Origin of the sequence: Streptococcus pseudopneumoniae (assembly GCF_001072375.1) — a bacterium.
In the GTDB taxonomy this organism is placed as follows: domain Bacteria; phylum Bacillota; class Bacilli; order Lactobacillales; family Streptococcaceae; genus Streptococcus; species Streptococcus pseudopneumoniae_L.
In genome coordinates this window covers 1-18,381 of sequence record NZ_JVKV01000076.1, presented here as the reverse complement: position 1 = coordinate 18,381, position 18,381 = coordinate 1, and the positions used below count along the sequence as shown (strand labels likewise).

Below are 18,381 nucleotides of genomic sequence, written 5' to 3'. Positions count from 1 at the left end.
CGGCTAGCTTCCTAGTTTGCTCTTTGATTTTCATTGAGTATTAGCTTTCATACTAGATAATTTTTCTAGCTATTGTAACAAAAAAGTCACCCGAAGGCAACTTTTATTCTGTATTTGCTTATTGCTTTATAAACGATTAAAAGTCTATTCTGGACTAAAAGCAGCTGCTTCTTGCATTTGATAGTATTTGCCTTTTCTAGCCATGAGTTCCTGATGATTGCCATACTCGACAATATCTCCATCCACCAAGACAAGAATCAAATCAGCATCTTGAATGGTAGACAAACGATGGGCGATGATGAAGCTTGTCCGTCCCTTCATGAGTTTGGCAAAGGCATCCTGAACCAAGACCTCTGTCCGGGTATCGATGGATGAAGTCGCTTCATCTAAGATAAGAATCTTAGGAATGGCTAGAAAGACACGGGCAATGGTTAAGAGCTGAGCCTGACCAACAGACAAGGATTCCCCTGCATTTTCAAGCTTGGTATCATAACCCTGTGGCAACTGTTGGATAAAGAAATCTGCGTTAGCTGCCTTAGCTGCCGCAATAACCTGATCTCGGCTAGCATCAGGATTGCCAAAGGCAACATTGTCATGAATGCTTCCTTGCTTGAGCCAAGTTTCTTGAAGCACCATTCCAAACTGCTGTCGAAGAGAAGCTCGGGTATAGTCATAAATCGAATGACCATCCAATAAAATATCTCCAGAGTTAATCGGGTAAAAACGCATGAGGAGATTGATAAGGGTAGACTTCCCAGCACCTGTTGGTCCAACGATGGCAACCTTACTACCAGCTGAAATGTCAATAGACAAGTCCTTGATCAAGATTTTTTCAGGGTTGTATCCAAAAGAAACATGTTTAAAGGAAATAGCTCCTTTGACTTGGTCGTTGTTCAATTCTTTAAGACCAGTTTCTGTAATCTCAGGGCTTTCTAAAACTGCATAAACACGTTCAGCACAAGCCAAGGCACTTTGCAACTCTGCTAAGACTGATGAGATATCGTTAAAAGGCTTGGTATACTGCTGCACATAGTTCAAAAAGGTTACCAAACGTCCAACTGTTAAAGTGGAACCAGCCATGATACGCAAGGCCCCTACTCCAGCAAGAAGGGCATAAATGAGGGCATTGACAAAACGGGTTGAAGGATTGACTGTCGAAGAATAAAAGATAGCTGACTGAGAATAACCTGCATAGCTATCATTTACCTCATGAAGTCTCTCGATAAATTCTTCCTGGGCATTAAAAGACTGGATTATAGTCTGTTGGGTGAGCGATTCTTCAATCAACTGGGTTTGAATCCCCCTAAACTCTGTCTGTTTTTGAAAGAGATGGTAGGATCTCTTGGCAATAAAGCGTGAAATGACCATAGACAGAGGTGTTAAGAGCAGAACTAATAGAGTCATCAAAAGATGAATTTGAAGCATAGCAAGGATACTGACCAAAATCATCAGAACTCCGATGAAAAATTGGTTGAAAATCATATTCAGTCCCGCTGCTAACTGTTCAATATCTGTCGTCACACGGCTAACCATTTCTCCACTCCCCTGTCTGTCCACAAGGGCAATCGGGAGACGATGGAGTTTTTCAATGATTTTTTCACGTAAATCTCTGGTATAGGAGAAAATGAGGCGGTTATAGAGGAGAGGATTGGCCCATTGTACCAGTGTATTTCCTATAACCACCAATATCATCTGGAGGAAAATCTGCCAAAACACCTGAGATGAGTCCGTCACTAAGACTTGGTCAATTACTTGTCCAATCAAGATTGGAAGATAGATTGATAGGGCCACTTGGGCAATGGTTCCCAAGAAAGCTAGGAAAAGAAGGATGGGATGACTTGCTAAATCTTTTGCCAAACGTTTGAGGGTTTGACTTGCATGTTTACCTTTCATTCTAGTCCTCCTTTCCATGTTGGGATGCATTGATTTCACGATAGACTTGGCTAGATTTCATCAATTCCTCATGATTTCCAAGCGCTAATTGCTGACCTTTTTCTAAAAGGAGAATTTTGTCTGCAATCTTCAAGGTTGAAGTTCGTTGGGAAATCAAGATCAAGCTAGTATCTGGCAAGTTCTCCTGAATGGCCTTTAGAAGATTGGACTCAGTAATGGCATCAAGGGCTGAAGTCGCATCGTCCAAGATGAGAAAAGGAGCTTGACGTAAAACTGCTCGGGCAATTGATAAACGTTGCTTTTGCCCACCTGAGAAATTACGGCCACCCGCTTCAACCACTGCGTCCAGCTGACCTTCCTTATCGCTGACAAAGTCCTTGGCCTGGGCAATTTCCAAGGCCTGCCAGAGTTCTTGGTCCGAGACAGGCTCTTCCATACCCAGAGTCAAATTAGAACGAATAGTCCCTTTAAAAAGTTCAACCTTTTGAGGGACATAGGCCATCCAAGAACGCCATTCAGAAAGATCGCGAGGACTACGTCCATCTCGATAAAGGGAAATGCTTCCCTTATCTGCCAGATAAAGGCCAAGTAGGACCTGCACTAAGGTTGACTTACCAGAACCAGTTCCCCCTATAATCCCAAGAATCTGCCCTTGTTGCATATCAAAAGAAAGATTTCTCAAGGATGGTTGGGCAGCATCTGGGTAAGTAAAGCTCAAGTGATGAACATGTAAAACTTGATTCCGAGACACTTTCCCCACCTGAATCTCAGAATGAATATCTTCAGGTTCTTCAGCGAAGACTTCCTCAATCCGCTTAGCTGATATATAGGACTGGTTGAGTGAATTAATCAGCATGGCTAGTTTAATCAACTCTACCAAGATCTGTAAGAGATAGTTGATTAGGGCAATCAAGGCACCCTGACTGAGCCAGCCTCCTTGGATAGAAAGATAACCATTCCAGATAATCACCAGCAAAGTTCCGTTGACGATCAAATAGGTCAAGGGGGTCAAGAGACTAGACCAGTATCCTGTTTTCATTTGGATAGCCATATAGACTTGGTTTAGTACTTGGAAATTTTCAATTTCTCGTTTTTCTTGGCCAAAAGCACGAATCACACGCATACCTTGTATCTGTTGGCGTGTTTCCTGAACCAGCTGGTCTGTTTTCTTTCTCAAAATGCTATAAAGAGGATTGACCAAGCGCGATAACACGACAATGACAAAGGTCAAAATGACAACCATGACCAAAAACCAGAAGGTCAATTCAGGCGAGAGACGATATGCCATAAAAATGGCACCGAAAACAATAATAGGAGCCCTTAAAAACAAGCGTAAAAATTGATTGATTCCTGTCTGAATCTGGTAGGTATCTGAAGTCAAAGGCGTCACCAAACTCGAAGTCGTCAAACGGTCTCGACTATCCTTTGGCAAGGAGAGAATATGACGATAGAGGTCATTGGTCAACTCCTTGGTGAAGCCGACTGCTGCCTTAGCTGAGTAAAATTGGGCAACCAAAGCCACCAAAACACCGATAACTGCAAACAAAAAGAGGAGGCCCATTTGCATCCACAGATGACCCTGATCTTTTTGAGGGATGGATTGGTCAACAATCCCAGCTATAATCATAGGAACTAATAGTTCAAAAACAGCTTCTAGCAATTTAAACAGAGGTGATAGGAAAGATTCCTTAATGTAAGGTTTAAAGTAAGAAAGTAAGTGTTTCATAAGTCCCTTCTATTTTCAAAATGAAGAAGGTGGAAAAACCACCGTCTTTTTTACTTGTTCAAATATGGAAGTAGGTAGCCATAACCAGCCTTTTCCATTTCATCCTTAGCGATGAATCGTAGAGAGGCAGAATTGATACAATAGCGTAAACCACCTAGCTCCTGAGGTCCATCAGTAAAGACATGTCCCAAGTGAGCATTGCCAGAACGTGAACGGACTTCGATTCGCTCCATACCATGACTTAAGTCTTGGTAGTAATGGATGAGCTCTTTAGAAATTGGTCTACTAAAACTTGGCCAACCGCAGCCTGATGCAAACTTATCCTTGGCAAAGAATAGGGGCTCTCCTGTCGTGATATCGACATAAATTCCTTCCTCAAAGGTTTGATCATAGGCATTGCTAAAGGGAGCTTCCGTCGCAGCTTCTTGCGTAACTCGGTAAGACTCTTCTGACAAATTTTCTCGTAACGTTGCCTGACTAGGCTTTTCATAGTTGGCGGCATCTATCAGTGGTTTTTCAGCATCCCTCACATCAATGTGGCAATAACCACCAGGATTTTTCTTGAGGTAGTCTTGGTGATAGTCCTCAGCCAGGATATAGTGACGGAGTTTCTCCACTTCTACCGCTATCTTGCGACCGAGCATGCGCTCCTGCTCTTGGACAAGGGCATAGATAGTCGGTAAATCCTCTTCATCTTGATAATAAATCCCTGTACGATATTGACGGCCACGGTCATTTCCTTGTTGATTGACAGACAATGGATCAATGACTCGGAAATAATAAAGCAAAATCTCACGGAGCGAGACTGCCTTTTCATCATAAATAACTTGAACAGTCTCTGCATGATCTGTTTCTTTGATTAATTGATAATTGGTGGTTTCAACTTGACCATTAGCGTAACCAACACTTGTTTGCAGCACTCCAGAAATTCTGGAAAAATATTCTTCCAAGCCCCAAAAACAACCACCTGCTAAATATATTTCTGCCATCTCATACCTCCTTGACCATCTATCGGTCAGTAAAAGTGGGAAACATTTCATATCCCATCTTTCATTTTCAAAAAAAGGATAGGAAGCCCTCTAATAGAGAGTTTCCCCATCCTATCGCTATATTTATTTTTCTTCGACGCGCACGCCTTGTGTGTCTACTTGCAAATCATGAAGTTTGCCTTTGAACGGTTGTTTTTCAAGCTCTGCCTTAATCTTCGGCATCTTATCAGGATCAGCTAGAACCATGACAGTAGGCCCAGCGCCAGACAAGTAGGTCGCATAAGCACCGTTTCTCTTGGCAACTTTCTTGATGGTCGCAAATTCTCGCACCAAGTCTTGACGGTAACGCTCGTGGAAGAGGTCACTCTCGATAGCTTGGCCAGCTTTGACCATATCTCCTGTCAGTAGAGCTGCGATAGCCACATTGGCGATAGAACTTGCTGCAACAGCTTCCTTGTATGATAATTTCTTAGGTAAGACACCACGACTATCGCGAGTTCGCAATTCATAGTTTGGAATATAAGCTAGGAAAGCACACTCTGGGAAAGGCGCCACAACAGCTGAAACCTGACCTTCGACTGAGCTCGCAATGACCAGATTACCATAGATAGCTGGCGCAACATTATCAGGATGGCCTTCAATCTTAGTCGCCAATTGCAATTTGTCGTGATCGCTTAATTTAAGATTTCCTAATTGATTTGCCAGTTCAATCCCTGCAACGATGACAGAACTAGAAGAACCTAGTCCACGCGCAAGTGGAATATCACTAATCATTTTCAGACGTCTTGGTTGTAGGTCTGGAACAATTTGTAGAGCAATCTTCAGCAAAAGATTACGTTCGTCACGTGGAATCCATTTACCTAGTTGGTGCTCAATCATCCATTCTTCACGTTCTTCACAAACCTGAATTTCTAGATACTTAGTTACAGCTACACCAACCGAGTCAAAACCTGGACCCACATTGGCACTTGTAGCAGGTACAATAATCTTCATCTTAGTCTCCTAAAACCTTGAAGGTGTTGAGAAGTTCAAATTCAGCTACACCCTTCAAAGCTGATGTAATATTTTCAAGCTGTGCCTTGTTGATCTTATGGCTGATGATGACGACACGAGCCTTGCCTTCTTGCTTGCCATCTTGAAGGATTTGCTTGAAGGAAATATCTTCTGCATTAAAGAGTTCAGCCAATTTCAAGACTTGACCTTTTGAATCTGGTGCCAAGATTGAGAAATAGTAGTTGGCTTTGACATCTTCTGGCTGAGCCAAGACTACTGGACGGCTGTATTCGTTAAAGGCTTTTCCAATAGTACCGTCATTCAAACGACGAACGATACGAACGATATCAGCTACGACACTCGTCGCAGTTGGTTTTTGTCCGGCACCTGGTCCATAGTACATAGATTCACCGATACCAATAGACTCCACAAAGACTGCATTCATGACACCATTGACACTTGCAAGTGGGTGAGCCTTAGGAAGGAAGGTTGGTGTAACCTCGGCAGCGATTCCAGATGGTGTTTCTTCGATAGAACCTACTAATTTAACCACATACCCAAGATCTTGGGCAACTGCCACATCCTCTGGAGTGATGTTGCGGATTCCTTGATGGGCCACATCTTCAAATTTGACATTCATCCCAAATGCAAACTGGCTAAGGATGACCATCTTGTAGGCTGCATCAATCCCGTCAACGTCATTGGTTGGATCGCTTTCAGCAAAGCCAAGTCGTTGGGCTTCTGCTAAAGCATCCTCGTAAGACCAACCTTCGGTTACCATTTTAGTCATCATGAAGTTAGAAGTTCCGTTGACAACACCAAGAACACGTGTGATTTTGTCTGATGCTAGTGAGTTAACCAAGGTACGAAGGATTGGAATTCCTCCCGCAACAGCTGCTTCATAGTAAAGAGCAACATTATGAGCTTTAGCAATCTCAAGCAATTCTGCACCATGAACAGCCAAAAGGTCCTTGTTGGCTGTCACGACGTGTTTTCCTGCTTCTAATGCACGAGTGATAAATGTTTTAGCAGGCTCGATACGTCCCATCAACTCAACAACGATAGTGATGTCTTTGTCTGACAAGATTTCATCGATATTTGTTACAAAATTAAAATCATTTCCTGCCTCAAGCAAGCGTGCTTTCTCTTCATCGTCTTTGACCAAAACCTTGGCTACTTCAATTTCTGAATGTGCTGCTTGAACAATTTTTTCTCCATTTTCCTTTAGTAAGAATGGCACACCACTGGCTACTGTACCAAATCCAAGTAAAGCAATCTTAACTGACATATTTGTCTCCTCGAAATTTTCTAATAGCCCTATTATACCAAAATTGTGAGAAAATTCCTACCATTCTGAACTAAAAATAGAAGCGTCAAATCATAAAAAAGCCTGCCCTGATACAACCTAGGACAGACGCTATTTTCAATCTATTTCACAAAAGCCAATTCCTTGCCAGTAGACAGGTCTTCTCGATAGTGGAAACCAGCAAAGCTGAGCTTTTTGATTTCTTCTACCGAAGTCACCTGATTTTCCATCAAGGCTGTTAAGAAAGCACCTCTAGCTTTCTTTGAAATGGTTGAGTGGACTTTAAGTTTTCCATCTCTGTCTTCCATAAACTTAAAGGTCACCATTTTTTCACGGATTTCTTTTGGAAAGACATTTTCAAACTCCGAAGACAAGAGTGAAAAGATTAATTCTTCACCCTTCACCGACTCTTCATAAGCTGACTGCCAGTGACTTTTCAGGCTTTTTCCAGCGATTTTAAGCTTCATCAAAAAGTCCAGTCTGTGAGGTGCAATCGGTGCAAAAGCTGGAATCACACCGTAAAGAGCTGACGTTATCATGAGGTGTTTCTCCAGATAGGCTTGCTCCGCCTTGGTTAGATTTTCTCGTTTGATGTTGCGATACATGAGTCCATCAAAGAGGTACAAGGCAGGATAAGAGTTTGCAGTCCCTTTTTTTAAAGCTTGGATGCGTTCATACTCTTCTTGTGCTTTTTCAGCAGAAATTTTATAAAAATTTTCCAGTTCTTGAGCAGAATATATAGTTAGTTCGTCTAGTACAGCCTGACTTTCAGGAGACAAAGGTTTTGCCTCTAAACTAGGAATTTCGGTGTTCATTTCTTTTGCGGTTGGGATTAGAATTTTCATAGTGTTAGTGTAGCATATTTTTTTAGGACTACCAAGGATTTGAGCTTAAATAATACGACCTTCTAAATGATCGAGTTCATGCTGACAGATCTGAGCCGGAAAACCTGTCAGGGTAATGGTCTGTTCTTTCCAATGAACATCTCTATAGGATACGGTAATTTTTTCATACCTGGTTGTCGGTCTCACACCCGTCAGAGACAAACATCCTTCCTCGGTCTCGTAAGGCCCTTCAAAAGACTTGAGAACGGGATTAAACATGACCATGGGAATCATGCCGATATTAAAAATAATCACTCGCTTTTGCACCCCAATCATATTGGCTGCTAGTCCAACACAGGTCTCTCGATTAGCCTGCAGGGTATCTTGTAAATCCTTTGCTAGAGGTAAATCCTCCTGACTAGCAGGCTGGGATACCTGTGATAAAAATATCATATCTCTTACGATTTTCTTTTCCAAGTCTTCTTTCCTCCATCTTTTTCTCTACTTGATTATAGCACAAAATCTATTGACTTTTATCTTTATATAAAAACAAAAAAGCCATCCGAAGATGACTTTTCAATGCTTAAATGGCGTTTTTATCCTTTCCAAGTGCTCGTTGAACTGCTTTGACAATCTCAACAAGGACTACAATCATAAGCGCTCCAACAGCGACCACCATCCATTGAGTCAAGCTCAAATGAGAAACGTGGAAGAGACTGTTAAATCCAGGAACCAAAATTGTCACCACAAAGAGGACGAAGGCAACTGGGATAGACCAGTTAAAGGTCTTGTTGGTAAAGAGTCCCACTTTAAAGATAGATTGGTAAACCGACTTAACGTTAAAGGCATGGAGCAATTGGATCAAACCGAGAGTTGCAAAAGCCATGGTAAGGGCATCCGCATGGATTTCAGTATGACTTTGGTGCTCTGGGAAGAGAAGAGCCCAACCATAAACACCTAGAACTAGCATGGTTTGGAAGATTCCTTGATAAATGATTGCTCCGAAGACACCACCATCAAAGAAGTTAGACTTACGTCCACGAGGTTTGTGAGTCATAACGCCTGGCTCAGCTGGTTCAACCCCAAGAGCGATAGCTGGAAGAGTATCTGTTACCAAGTTAATCCAGAGAAGATGCACTGGTTGCAACACATCCCAACCAAATAGGGTTGCAAAGAAGATGGTGAAGACTTCAGCCATATTGGCAGACAAGAGATACTGAATGGATTTTTGGATATTTGAGAAGACCTTACGTCCTTCTTCAACCGCTACGATAATGGTTGCGAAGTTGTCATCAGCAAGGACCATGTCAGAAGCTCCCTTAGAAACCTCTGTACCAGTAATCCCCATACCGATACCGATATCAGCTGTCTTAAGTGATGGCGCGTCATTAACCCCGTCACCAGTCATGGCAACAACTTTACCTTCTTTTTGCCATGCTTTCACGATACGAACCTTGTGTTCAGGAGACACACGAGCATAAACAGAGTATTGCTTAAAGACTTTTTGGAATTCTTCATCAGTGAGTTCATTCAACTCAGCACCCGTGAAGACATGGTCTTCAGTATCATTTGGATCAATGATTCCAAGACGTTTGGCAATAGCTTCTGCTGTATCTTGGTGGTCACCCGTAATCATGATTGGACGGATACCTGCTTCCTTAGCGACACGGACAGCTTCTGCTGCTTCTGGACGCTCAGGGTCAATCATGCCGACTAAACCAGAGAAGATGAGGTCAGACTCAACAATTTCAGATTCCAAGGTTGGAATTTCATCGCTTGTCTTATAAGCCATCATCAAGACACGAAGGGCTTGTTTAGCCAAATCTTTGTTGGTAGCAAGGATAGCTTGTTTGTCTTCTTCTGTGATTGGACGAACTTCCCCATTAACTTCAATACGAGTCACACGCTTGAGCAATTGGTCAGGGGCACCCTTGACAGCGATAAAGTATGAACCATCTGCTTCTTTATGGATGGTGGACATAAGCTTACGGTCTGAGTCAAATGGCAATTCTGCAACACGTGGCTCATCTTTCAGAATTTCACGAACGTCAAAGTTGTGATCCAAACCAAACTGTACAAGGGCTGTCTCAGTTGGGTCACCAATCAATTTACCAGATGGGTCCACCTTGGTATCATTGGCAAAGTTCATGATGCGAAGGGTATTGTTGCTAGCAGCAATCTCAGCTGCTGAGCTTTGCAATTGACCATTAGTATAGACTTTTTCAACCGTCATTTGGTTCATGGTCAAGGTACCTGTTTTATCAGATGCGATGATTTCTGTTGAACCAAGTGTTTCAACCGCTGGTAATTTACGAACGATTGAATTACGTTTGGCAAGGGTTGTTGTTCCCAAAGAGAGAACGATGGTTACAATGGCAGGGAGACCTTCTGGAATCGCCGCAACCGCAAGGGCTACTGCAACCATCAAACCTTCTAATGGATGTTCCCCACGGACGAAGACACCAACCAAGAAAGTGATAATCGCAATCACAACGATTAAGTAAGTCAAGGCCTTAGATAATTGTTCCAAGCTTTGCTTCAATGGTGTTTCTGTCTCATCGGCATTGGCCAACATATCCGCAATCTTACCAACTTCAGTATACATACCAGTGTTAGTCACGACACCAATACCACGACCGTAAGTTACGTTCGAGTTTTGGTAACCCATATTAACGCGGTCCCCAATACCAGCATCTGCTTCTACTACTTGAGTAATATCTTTTTCAACTGGTACAGATTCACCAGTAAGAGCAGCTTCTTCGATTTTAAGAGACGCCGCTTCAAGCAAACGCATATCGGCAGGCACCACATCTCCCGCTTCAAGCAAGACGATATCTCCAGGTACCAATTCTTTTGAGTCGATCTCAATGACATGACCATCACGACGAACACGAGCCATCGGGCTAGACATGTTTTTCAGAGCTTCAATTGCTGCTTCTGCTTGACCTTCTTGGTAAACACCAAAGGCTGCATTAAGAACAACTACGGCCAAGATAATAATGGCATCTGTTAAACCATCCATTCCTTCTGTAATTACAGAAAGTGCCGCTGCCGCTAGTAAGATGATGATCATCAAATCCTTAAATTGATCAAGGAATTTAGCTAGTAGGCTACGTTTTTCGCCCTCTTCTAACTCATTTCGACCATAAGTCGCTAAGCGTTCTTGAGCCTGGGCAGTTGACAAACCTTCAACAGATGAGTCCAAGTTCTTTAGGACTTCCTCAGAAGATTGCGTGTAAAACAAGTCTTTATTTTGTTCTTTTGACAAAACAGTCTCCTCCTTTTTGGCCTCTTTTTACAAAAAAAGAGACCTGTTTTTTTAAAAAACAAGTCTCGCTGTTTAATATAGTGCCGGAAATAATTCGGAATGACGACACTATCGCGGTTTCCCGCCAGCTACTCCCTTGAGTAGTTCTATTATAACAGATTTTCAAAAGTTTTCAAGTTTTGAGGTGGAATTAGCTTACTTCCTCCATTTGAATTTTCCATGAAAAACCAGTATAATGGTAGGATATGAAAATCTTAGAAAGGGAGTTAAATGAATCAATCGGTTTCAAACTTAAAATTGGCTGAGCGTGGTGCAATTATCAGTATTTTGACCTATCTATTCTTGTCTGCAGCTAAGTTAGCAACCGGCCACCTCCTTCACTCGTCCAGTTTGGTGGCAGATGGTTTCAACAACGTTTCTGATATCATCGGAAATGTTGCCCTCCTCATTGGGATTCGTTTGGCCCGCCAACCAGCAGATAGAGACCATCGTTTCGGTCACTGGAAAATCGAGGACTTGGCAAGCCTCATCACTTCAATCATCATGTTCTATGTTGGTTTTGATGTCTTGCGAGATACGATTCAAAAGATTATTAGTCGCGAAGAAACAGTGATTGACCCACTGGGAGCGATTCTAGGAGTGATCTCTGCTGTGATTATGTTTGCTGTTTATCTCTACAACACCCACCTCAGCAAGCAGTCCAAATCTAAGGCGCTTAAAGCGGCTGCCAAGGACAATCTATCAGATGCAGTCACTTCACTCGGAACCACTATCGCCATCCTAGCCAGCAGTTTTAACTTCCCTCTCGTGGATAAATTGGTTGCCATCGTCATTACCTTCTTTATCCTCAAGACTGCCTATGATATCTTTATCGAGTCGTCTTTCAGTCTTTCAGATGGTTTTGATGAACATTTGTTGGAAGATTATCAAAAGGCTATCATGGAAATTCCTAAGATTAGCAAGGTCAAATCACAACGCGGTCGTACTTACGGAAGTAATATCTATCTGGACATCACTCTCGAGATGAATCCAGATCTCTCCGTTTTCGAAAGCCACGAAATTGCGGATCAGGTTGAATCCATGTTATCAGAACGCTTTGGTGTCTTTGATACCGATATCCACATTGAACCAGCACCGATTCCTGAGGATGAAATCCTAGATAATGTCTATAAAAAATTACTCATGAGAGAGCAACTGATTGACCAAGGAAATCAATTGGAAGAATTACTGGCTGAAGATTTCATTTATATTCGCCAAGACGGACTAGAACTAGACAAGGAAGCCTATAAGGAGGAAAAAGAATTAACCTCTGCTATCAAGGAACTTCACTTGACATCCATTAGTCAGAAGACGAAACTGATCCGCTATCAGATTGGTGATACTATTCATACAAGTATCTGGCGCAGACATGAAACTTGGCAAAATATTTTCCATCAGGAAACACAGATAGAAAAAGACTAAAAAATGAGGCCGGGATAATTTCCGACCTCATTTTTCATGTTTATTTTGCAACGCTCTTAGCAAGAACGAAGTTTCCAAGTGTAGCCGAACCATTACCTGCTACAGCTGGTGTTACGATATAGTCACGTACATCTGGAACTGGTAGGTAACCATTGAGAAGAGATGTAAATTTCTCACGTACACGGTCAAGCATGTGTTGTTGGGCCATAACCCCACCACCAAATACGATAACGTCTGGTCGGAAAGTTACAGTAGCATTAACCGCGGCTTGAGCGATATAGTAGGCTTGAACATCCCAAACAGGGTTGTTGAGTTCAATGTTTTCCCCACGAACACCTGTACGAGCTTCAAGACTTGGTCCAGCTGCATAGCCTTCCAGACATCCCTTATGGAAAGGACAAACACCGTTGAATTCTTTTTCAATATCCATTGGGTGTCTAGCCACATAATAATGACCCATTTCAGGGTGTCCCACACCACCGATAAACTCACCACGTTGGATAACACCAGCTCCGATACCTGTACCGATTGTATAGTAAACTAAGTTTTCGATACGGCCACCAGCATTATTACGAGCAACTACCTCACCGTAGGCAGAACTGTTTACGTCTGTTGTGAAGTACATTGGCACGTTTAGAGCGCGACGAAGAGCACCAAGCAAATCAACATTGGCCCAGTGAGGTTTCGGTGTAGTTGTAATAAAACCATAAGTTTTTGAGTTTTTGTCGATATCAATTGGACCAAATGATCCAATCGCAAGTCCTGCAAGATTATCAAATTTTGAAAAGAACTCGATAGTTTTATCGATTGTCTCGATAGGAGTTGTTGTTGGGAATTGTGTTTTTTCTACAATATTAAAGTTTTCATCACCGACAGCACAGACAAATTTTGTACCGCCCGCTTCCAAGCTTCCATATAGTTTTGTCATGATAAACCTCTAGTTTTTATTTTCTCTATTATAGCATAATTCCAGAAGGAAAGTTGCTCTATATTTTAGTTTTTCCTCTGTAAATTTTACTATTCAATCAAAAACGAACAAACATGACATTTGTTCGTTTTTTGATCTATTAAATCGAAAGTAGTGTACTTAATGAAAATCAAAGAACAAACTAGGAATCGAGCTGCGGATTGCTCAAAGTACAGCTTTGAGGTTGTAGATAGAACTGACGAAGTCAGTAACACATACATACGGCAAAGCGAGTATGACGCAGTTTAAATTTGATTTTCGAAGAGTATTAAGCTTTAACTTCGATGATTGCATCACCCTTAGCAACTGATCCAGAAGCAACTGGATTTACTGAAGCAAAGTCTGCAGTGTTTGTCACGATAACCATTGTTGTATTATCAAGGCCTGCAGCAGCAATCTTAGCTGAATCAAATGTTCCAAGAACATCTCCAGCTTTAACCTTGTCACCTTGAGCAACTTTGTGGTCAAATCCTTCACCGTTCATTGAAACAGTGTCGATACCCACGTGGATCAAGATTTCAGCTCCGTTTGTGGTTTTCAAACCATAAGCATGTCCTGTTGGGAAAACGATTGTCACTTCAGCATCAGCTGGTGCGTAAACAACATCTTGATTAGGTTTAACAGCAATACCTTGTCCCATAGCTCCACTTGAGAAGACTGGGTCATTAACGTCTGAAAGGGCAACTACGTCACCAACGATTGGTGTTTGGATGACACCTTCGCTAGGTGCAACAACAGTACCAGTTACTGCTTCGTCAGCCAAACGTTCAGTTGTAGCTTCTGAAGTCACTTCTGCTTCATCTTCATAACCAAACATGTAAGTAAGAGCAAAACCAAGAGCGAATGATACAGCTACCATAAGAAGGTATTGTGGGAGTTGTCCGTTACCAATGTAAAGCATTGTACCTGGGATGATTGTGATACCATTACCAGTACCAGCAAGACCAAGGATTGAAGCAAGTCCACCACCGACTGCACCAGCAATCAATGAAAGGAAGAATGGTTTACGGAAACGCAAGTTAACCCCGAAGATAGCAGGTTCAGTAATACCTAGGAAGGCAGAAAGAGCAGCTGGGAAAGCAAGTGTTTTAAGTTTAGGATTTTTAGTTTTCACACCAACGGCTACTGTTGCAGCACCTTGAGCAGTCATTGCAGCTGTGATGATAGCGTTGAATGGGTTAACATGGTCAGCAGCAAGCAATTGAACTTCAAGCAAGTTGAAGATGTGGTGAACACCTGATACAACGATAACTTGGTGAACTCCACCAATCAAGAAACCACCAAGACCAAATGGCAAGTTAAGGATAGCTTTTGTTCCAAGAAGGATATAGTTTTCAACAACGTGGAAGACTGGTCCGATAACAAACAAACCAAGAATTGACATTACGAGGAGTGTTACGAATGGTGTTACCAAGAGATCAAGTACATCTGGAACCACTCTACGAACAGCTTTTTCAAACTTAGCTCCGACAACCCCGATGATGAAGGCTGGAAGAACTGAACCTTGCAAACCAACAACTGGGATAAATCCGAAGAAGTTCATAGCAGTTACTTCACCGCCAGAAGCAACAGCCCAGGCATTTGGAAGTGAACCAGATACGAGCATCATACCAAGAACGATACCAACGGCTGGGTTACCACCGAATACACGGAAGGTTGACCAAACAACCAAACCTGGCAAGATGATAAAGGCTGTGTCAGTCAAAATTTGAGTGTAAGTTGTCACATCTTCTGGAAGTGTCATTCCAAGAGCATTCAAGAGACCACGAACACCCATGAAGAGACCAGTTGCTACGATAACTGGGATGATTGGTACGAAGACGTCACCGAAAGTACGGATGGCACGTTGGAACCAATTTCCTTGTTTAGCAGCTTCTGCCTTCATCTCATCCTTAGATGATGTTGGCAAACCAAGAGCTACGACTTCATCGTACATCTTGTTAACTGTACCAGTACCAAAGATGATTTGGTATTGACCTGAGTTAAAGAAAGCACCTTGAACTTTTTCCAAGTTCTCAATAGCATCTTTGTTAATCTTCGCTTCATCTTTAACCATAACACGAAGGCGAGTCGCACAGTGGGCTACACTGTTAACATTCTCACGTCCGCCCAAGGCTTCGATGACTTTTTTTGCAATTTCTGTATTCGTCATTTGCAAAAATCTCCTTATAAAAATTTTTCTTGTTTGAAAGCGATTTTATCCGCCCTACGAATATTATTCTATCACGTTTAAAAAATATGTCAAGCGTTTTGCAGAAAAAATTTTGCTAATTTTTATTTTTTGATTGTTTTTGCTATTTTTTTCATCAATACAGCAATAAACACCCTATAAACTCAAGGTTTTCACTTTGAAATTTTCAAAAACTTTCATATTTTCATTATTTTTCACAAAATAGTTCTTCTACATTCTGTCAATCGTTTGACATTTTTTTCTTAATTTTATGATAAAAGACTTGCTTTTTTATAAGGAAACGTTTACTATAAAGATAGTAGAATTTATGGAGGAAATAGAAATGGAATGGACTACCGAGCGTCGTTATAGACGCTATGAAGATTGGACACAAGAAGAAAGAAAAGAAATCCAAGAAAAGATGGCGCAATCCCCATGGCATGTCAGCTATCACATTGAACCAAAGGAAGGACTTCTCAACGATCCAAACGGTTTTTCTTATTTTGATGGTAAGTGGGTTGTCTTTTACCAAAACTTCCCCTTTGGTGCAGCTCATGGTTTAAAATCTTGGGTTCAGCTTGAAAGTGACGATTTGGTGCACTTTACTGAAACAGGTGTTAAAATCTTGCCTGATACTCCACTGGATAGCCACGGCGCTTACTCAGGATCTGCTATGCAGTTTGGTGATCAATTGTTCCTTTTCTATACAGGAAATGTCCGTGATGAAAATTGGGTTCGCCACCCTTATCAGATTGGTGCCTTGATGGATAAGGATGGAAATATTAAAAAGATTGATAAGGTCTTGATTGATCAGCCTGCTGATGCTACTGACCACTTTCGCGATCCACAGATTTTTAACTTTAAAGGACAATACTACGCAATCGTTGGTGGACAAGACTTGGAGAAAAAAGGTTTTGTCCGTCTCTACAAAGCGGTCGATAATGATTATACAAACTGGCAAGAAGTTGGCGAGTTGGACTTCAACAATGACCGCACTGCCTATATGATGGAGTGCCCAAATCTTGTCTTTGTCGGAGAACAACCTGTCCTTCTCTACTGTCCACAAGGTTTGGACAAAAAGGTCCTTGACTATGACAATATCTATCCAAATATGTATAAAATTGGTGCTTCCTTCGATCCTGAAAATGCTCGTTTGGTAGATGTGTCTGAACTACACAATCTAGACTATGGTTTCGAAGCATACGCTACTCAGGCCTTCAATGCGCCTGATGGACGTGCTCTGGCAGTTAGTTGGCTTGGTTTGCCAGATGTGTCTTATCCATCTGATCGTTTTGATCACCAAGGGACTTTCTCATTGGTCAAGGAACTTACCATTAAAGATGGCAAACTCTATCAGTATCCTGTAGCTGCTATCAAAGAACTCCGTGCTTCAGAAGAGGAATTTTCAAATCGTTCTAAAACTAAAAACACCTACGAGCTTGAGCTTAACTTAGAAGCTGATAGTCAAAGTGAAATCGTTCTTCTTGCTGATAAAGATGGCAAAGGACTCTCTATCAATTTCGACCTTGTCAATGGTCAAGTTACCGTTGACCGCAGTCAAGCAGGTGAGCAATATGCTCAAGAATTTGGAACTACTCGCTCATGTTCAATCGACAACCAAGCTACTACTGTAAATATCTTCATCGATAATTCAGTCTTTGAAATTTTCATCAATAAAGGAGAAAAAGTATTTTCTGGTCGTGTCTTCCCTCATGAAGATCAAAATGGAATCCTCATTAAATCTGGAAACCCAACTGGAACTTACTACGAATTAGAATATGGTCGCAAAACTAACTGATGTCGCAAAATTAGCTGGCGTCAGCCCTACTACCGTTTCACGTGTCATCAATAAAAAGGGATATCTGTCTGAAAAAACCATTCAAAAGGTCAATGAGGCCATGCGAGAGTTGGGCTATAAACCTAACAACCTTGCTCGTAGCCTCCAAGGAAAATCAGCCAAGTTAATTGGGTTGATTTTCCCAAAAATCAGCCATGTTTTCTATGCTGAATTGATTGACAAATTGGAACACGAACTCTTCAAAAAAGGCTACAAGACAATCATCTGTAACAGTGAGCACGATTCGGAAAAAGAACGTGAGTATCTTGAAATGCTAGAAGCCAACCAAGTTGATGGTATTATCTCTGGTAGCCATAACTTGGGGATTGAAGACTACAATCGCGTCACAGCACCAATCATCTCTTTTGACCGAAACCTATCGCCAGACATTCCTGTCGTTTCTTCTGATAACTATGCTGGTGGAGTCCTTGCAGCTCAAACTTTAGCGAAAACTGGAGCAAAGTCAGTCATTATGATTACAGGTAATGACAACTCTAATTCACCAACTGGACTTCGCCATGCAGGCTTTGCTTCTATCTTCCCAAAAGCTCCCATTATCAATATTTCCAGTGACTTTTCACCCCTCCGCAAGGAAATGGAAATCAAAAATATCCTAACCAAACAAAAACCAGATGCTATTTTCGCATCGGATGATTTGACTGCCATCTTGGTAATGAAGATTGCTCAGGAACTTGGTATCTCTGTTCCAGAACAACTTAAGGTTATTGGTTATGATGGAACTTATTTTATCGAGAATTTCTATCCTCACCTTACTACCATTAAACAACCTTTGGAAGAAATTGCTCGCCTGACAGTTGATTTACTCCTTCAAAAAATCGAAGGAAAAGAAGTTGCCACAACTGGTTATTTCTTACCAGTTAGTCTCTTACCAGGTAAAAGTATTTAATACTCTTCGAAAATCTCTTCAAACCACGTCAGCTTCCATC

At 41.7% G+C, this 18,381-nt stretch carries 13 protein-coding genes; 3 read left to right on the top strand and 10 right to left on the bottom strand.

The genetic code is table 11. From position 1 onward, the window contains the following. Positions 1 to 144: 144 nt before the first annotated feature. From ADH31_RS06150 to ADH31_RS06115, 8 genes are all read right to left on the bottom strand, one after another. Positions 145 to 1,893 carry an ABC transporter ATP-binding protein gene (locus ADH31_RS06150; RefSeq protein WP_049509596.1) on the bottom strand — a complete coding sequence of 583 codons (1,749 nt, stop codon included), beginning with the start codon at positions 1,891 to 1,893 and terminating at the stop codon, positions 145 to 147. Between the two features lies 1 nt (position 1,894). Next, positions 1,895 to 3,619: an ABC transporter ATP-binding protein gene (locus tag ADH31_RS06145; RefSeq protein WP_049509594.1), complete on the bottom strand. Its 1,725-nt coding sequence runs from the start codon at positions 3,617 to 3,619 to the stop codon at positions 1,895 to 1,897. 50 nt (positions 3,620 to 3,669) lie between these two features. Continuing rightward, the gene (gene msrB, locus ADH31_RS06140) at positions 3,670 to 4,608 is read right to left on the bottom strand and encodes a peptide-methionine (R)-S-oxide reductase MsrB (protein WP_049509592.1); all 939 of its coding nucleotides are present in this window, start codon (positions 4,606 to 4,608) and stop codon (positions 3,670 to 3,672) included. Between the two features lie 123 nt (positions 4,609 to 4,731). Beyond that, the gene (gene thrB / locus ADH31_RS06135) at positions 4,732 to 5,601 is read right to left on the bottom strand and encodes a homoserine kinase (RefSeq protein ID WP_049509590.1); all 870 of its coding nucleotides are present in this window, start codon (positions 5,599 to 5,601) and stop codon (positions 4,732 to 4,734) included. A gap of 1 nt (position 5,602) precedes the next feature. Next, positions 5,603 to 6,889 (bottom strand): homoserine dehydrogenase, encoded by a 1,287-nt coding sequence (locus ADH31_RS06130; RefSeq protein WP_049509589.1) that lies wholly within the window; start codon positions 6,887 to 6,889, stop codon positions 5,603 to 5,605. 140 nt (positions 6,890 to 7,029) lie between these two features. Further along, positions 7,030 to 7,752: a peroxide stress protein YaaA gene (yaaA, locus tag ADH31_RS06125; RefSeq protein ID WP_049509587.1), complete on the bottom strand. Its 723-nt coding sequence runs from the start codon at positions 7,750 to 7,752 to the stop codon at positions 7,030 to 7,032. A gap of 45 nt (positions 7,753 to 7,797) precedes the next feature. Next, positions 7,798 to 8,208 (bottom strand): peptide deformylase, encoded by a 411-nt coding sequence (locus tag ADH31_RS06120; protein WP_049509585.1) that lies wholly within the window; start codon positions 8,206 to 8,208, stop codon positions 7,798 to 7,800. 106 nt (positions 8,209 to 8,314) lie between these two features. Next, positions 8,315 to 10,999 carry a cation-translocating P-type ATPase gene (locus ADH31_RS06115; protein WP_049509583.1) on the bottom strand — a complete coding sequence of 895 codons (2,685 nt, stop codon included), beginning with the start codon at positions 10,997 to 10,999 and terminating at the stop codon, positions 8,315 to 8,317. A gap of 270 nt (positions 11,000 to 11,269) precedes the next feature. Here ADH31_RS06115 and ADH31_RS06110 point away from each other — a divergent pair, with 270 nt between their 5' ends. Continuing rightward, positions 11,270 to 12,460: a cation diffusion facilitator family transporter gene (locus tag ADH31_RS06110; protein ID WP_049509582.1), complete on the top strand. Its 1,191-nt coding sequence runs from the start codon at positions 11,270 to 11,272 to the stop codon at positions 12,458 to 12,460. A gap of 40 nt (positions 12,461 to 12,500) precedes the next feature. On the opposite strand, the gene scrK is transcribed toward ADH31_RS06110, so the two are convergent. Beyond that, complete coding sequence (scrK, locus tag ADH31_RS06105; protein ID WP_049509581.1) at positions 12,501 to 13,388, bottom strand: fructokinase ScrK; 888 nt, start codon at positions 13,386 to 13,388, stop codon at positions 12,501 to 12,503. 307 nt (positions 13,389 to 13,695) lie between these two features. Beyond that, entirely contained in the window at positions 13,696 to 15,579 is a 1,884-nt protein-coding gene (locus ADH31_RS06095) for a sucrose-specific PTS transporter subunit IIBC (RefSeq protein WP_049509579.1), read from the bottom strand. 361 nt (positions 15,580 to 15,940) lie between these two features. On the opposite strand from ADH31_RS06095, the gene ADH31_RS06090 reads away from it, so the two are divergent. Together ADH31_RS06090 and ADH31_RS06085 are read left to right on the top strand one after the other, a co-directional pair. Further along, entirely contained in the window at positions 15,941 to 17,395 is a 1,455-nt protein-coding gene (locus ADH31_RS06090; RefSeq protein WP_049509577.1) for a sucrose-6-phosphate hydrolase, read from the top strand. Continuing rightward, on the top strand, positions 17,376 to 18,341 hold the full coding sequence (locus ADH31_RS06085; protein WP_049509576.1) for a LacI family DNA-binding transcriptional regulator: 966 nt from the start codon (positions 17,376 to 17,378) through the stop codon (positions 18,339 to 18,341). Before ADH31_RS06090 ends, ADH31_RS06085 begins: the two co-directional genes overlap by 20 nt. Positions 18,342 to 18,381: the final 40 nt, after the last annotated feature.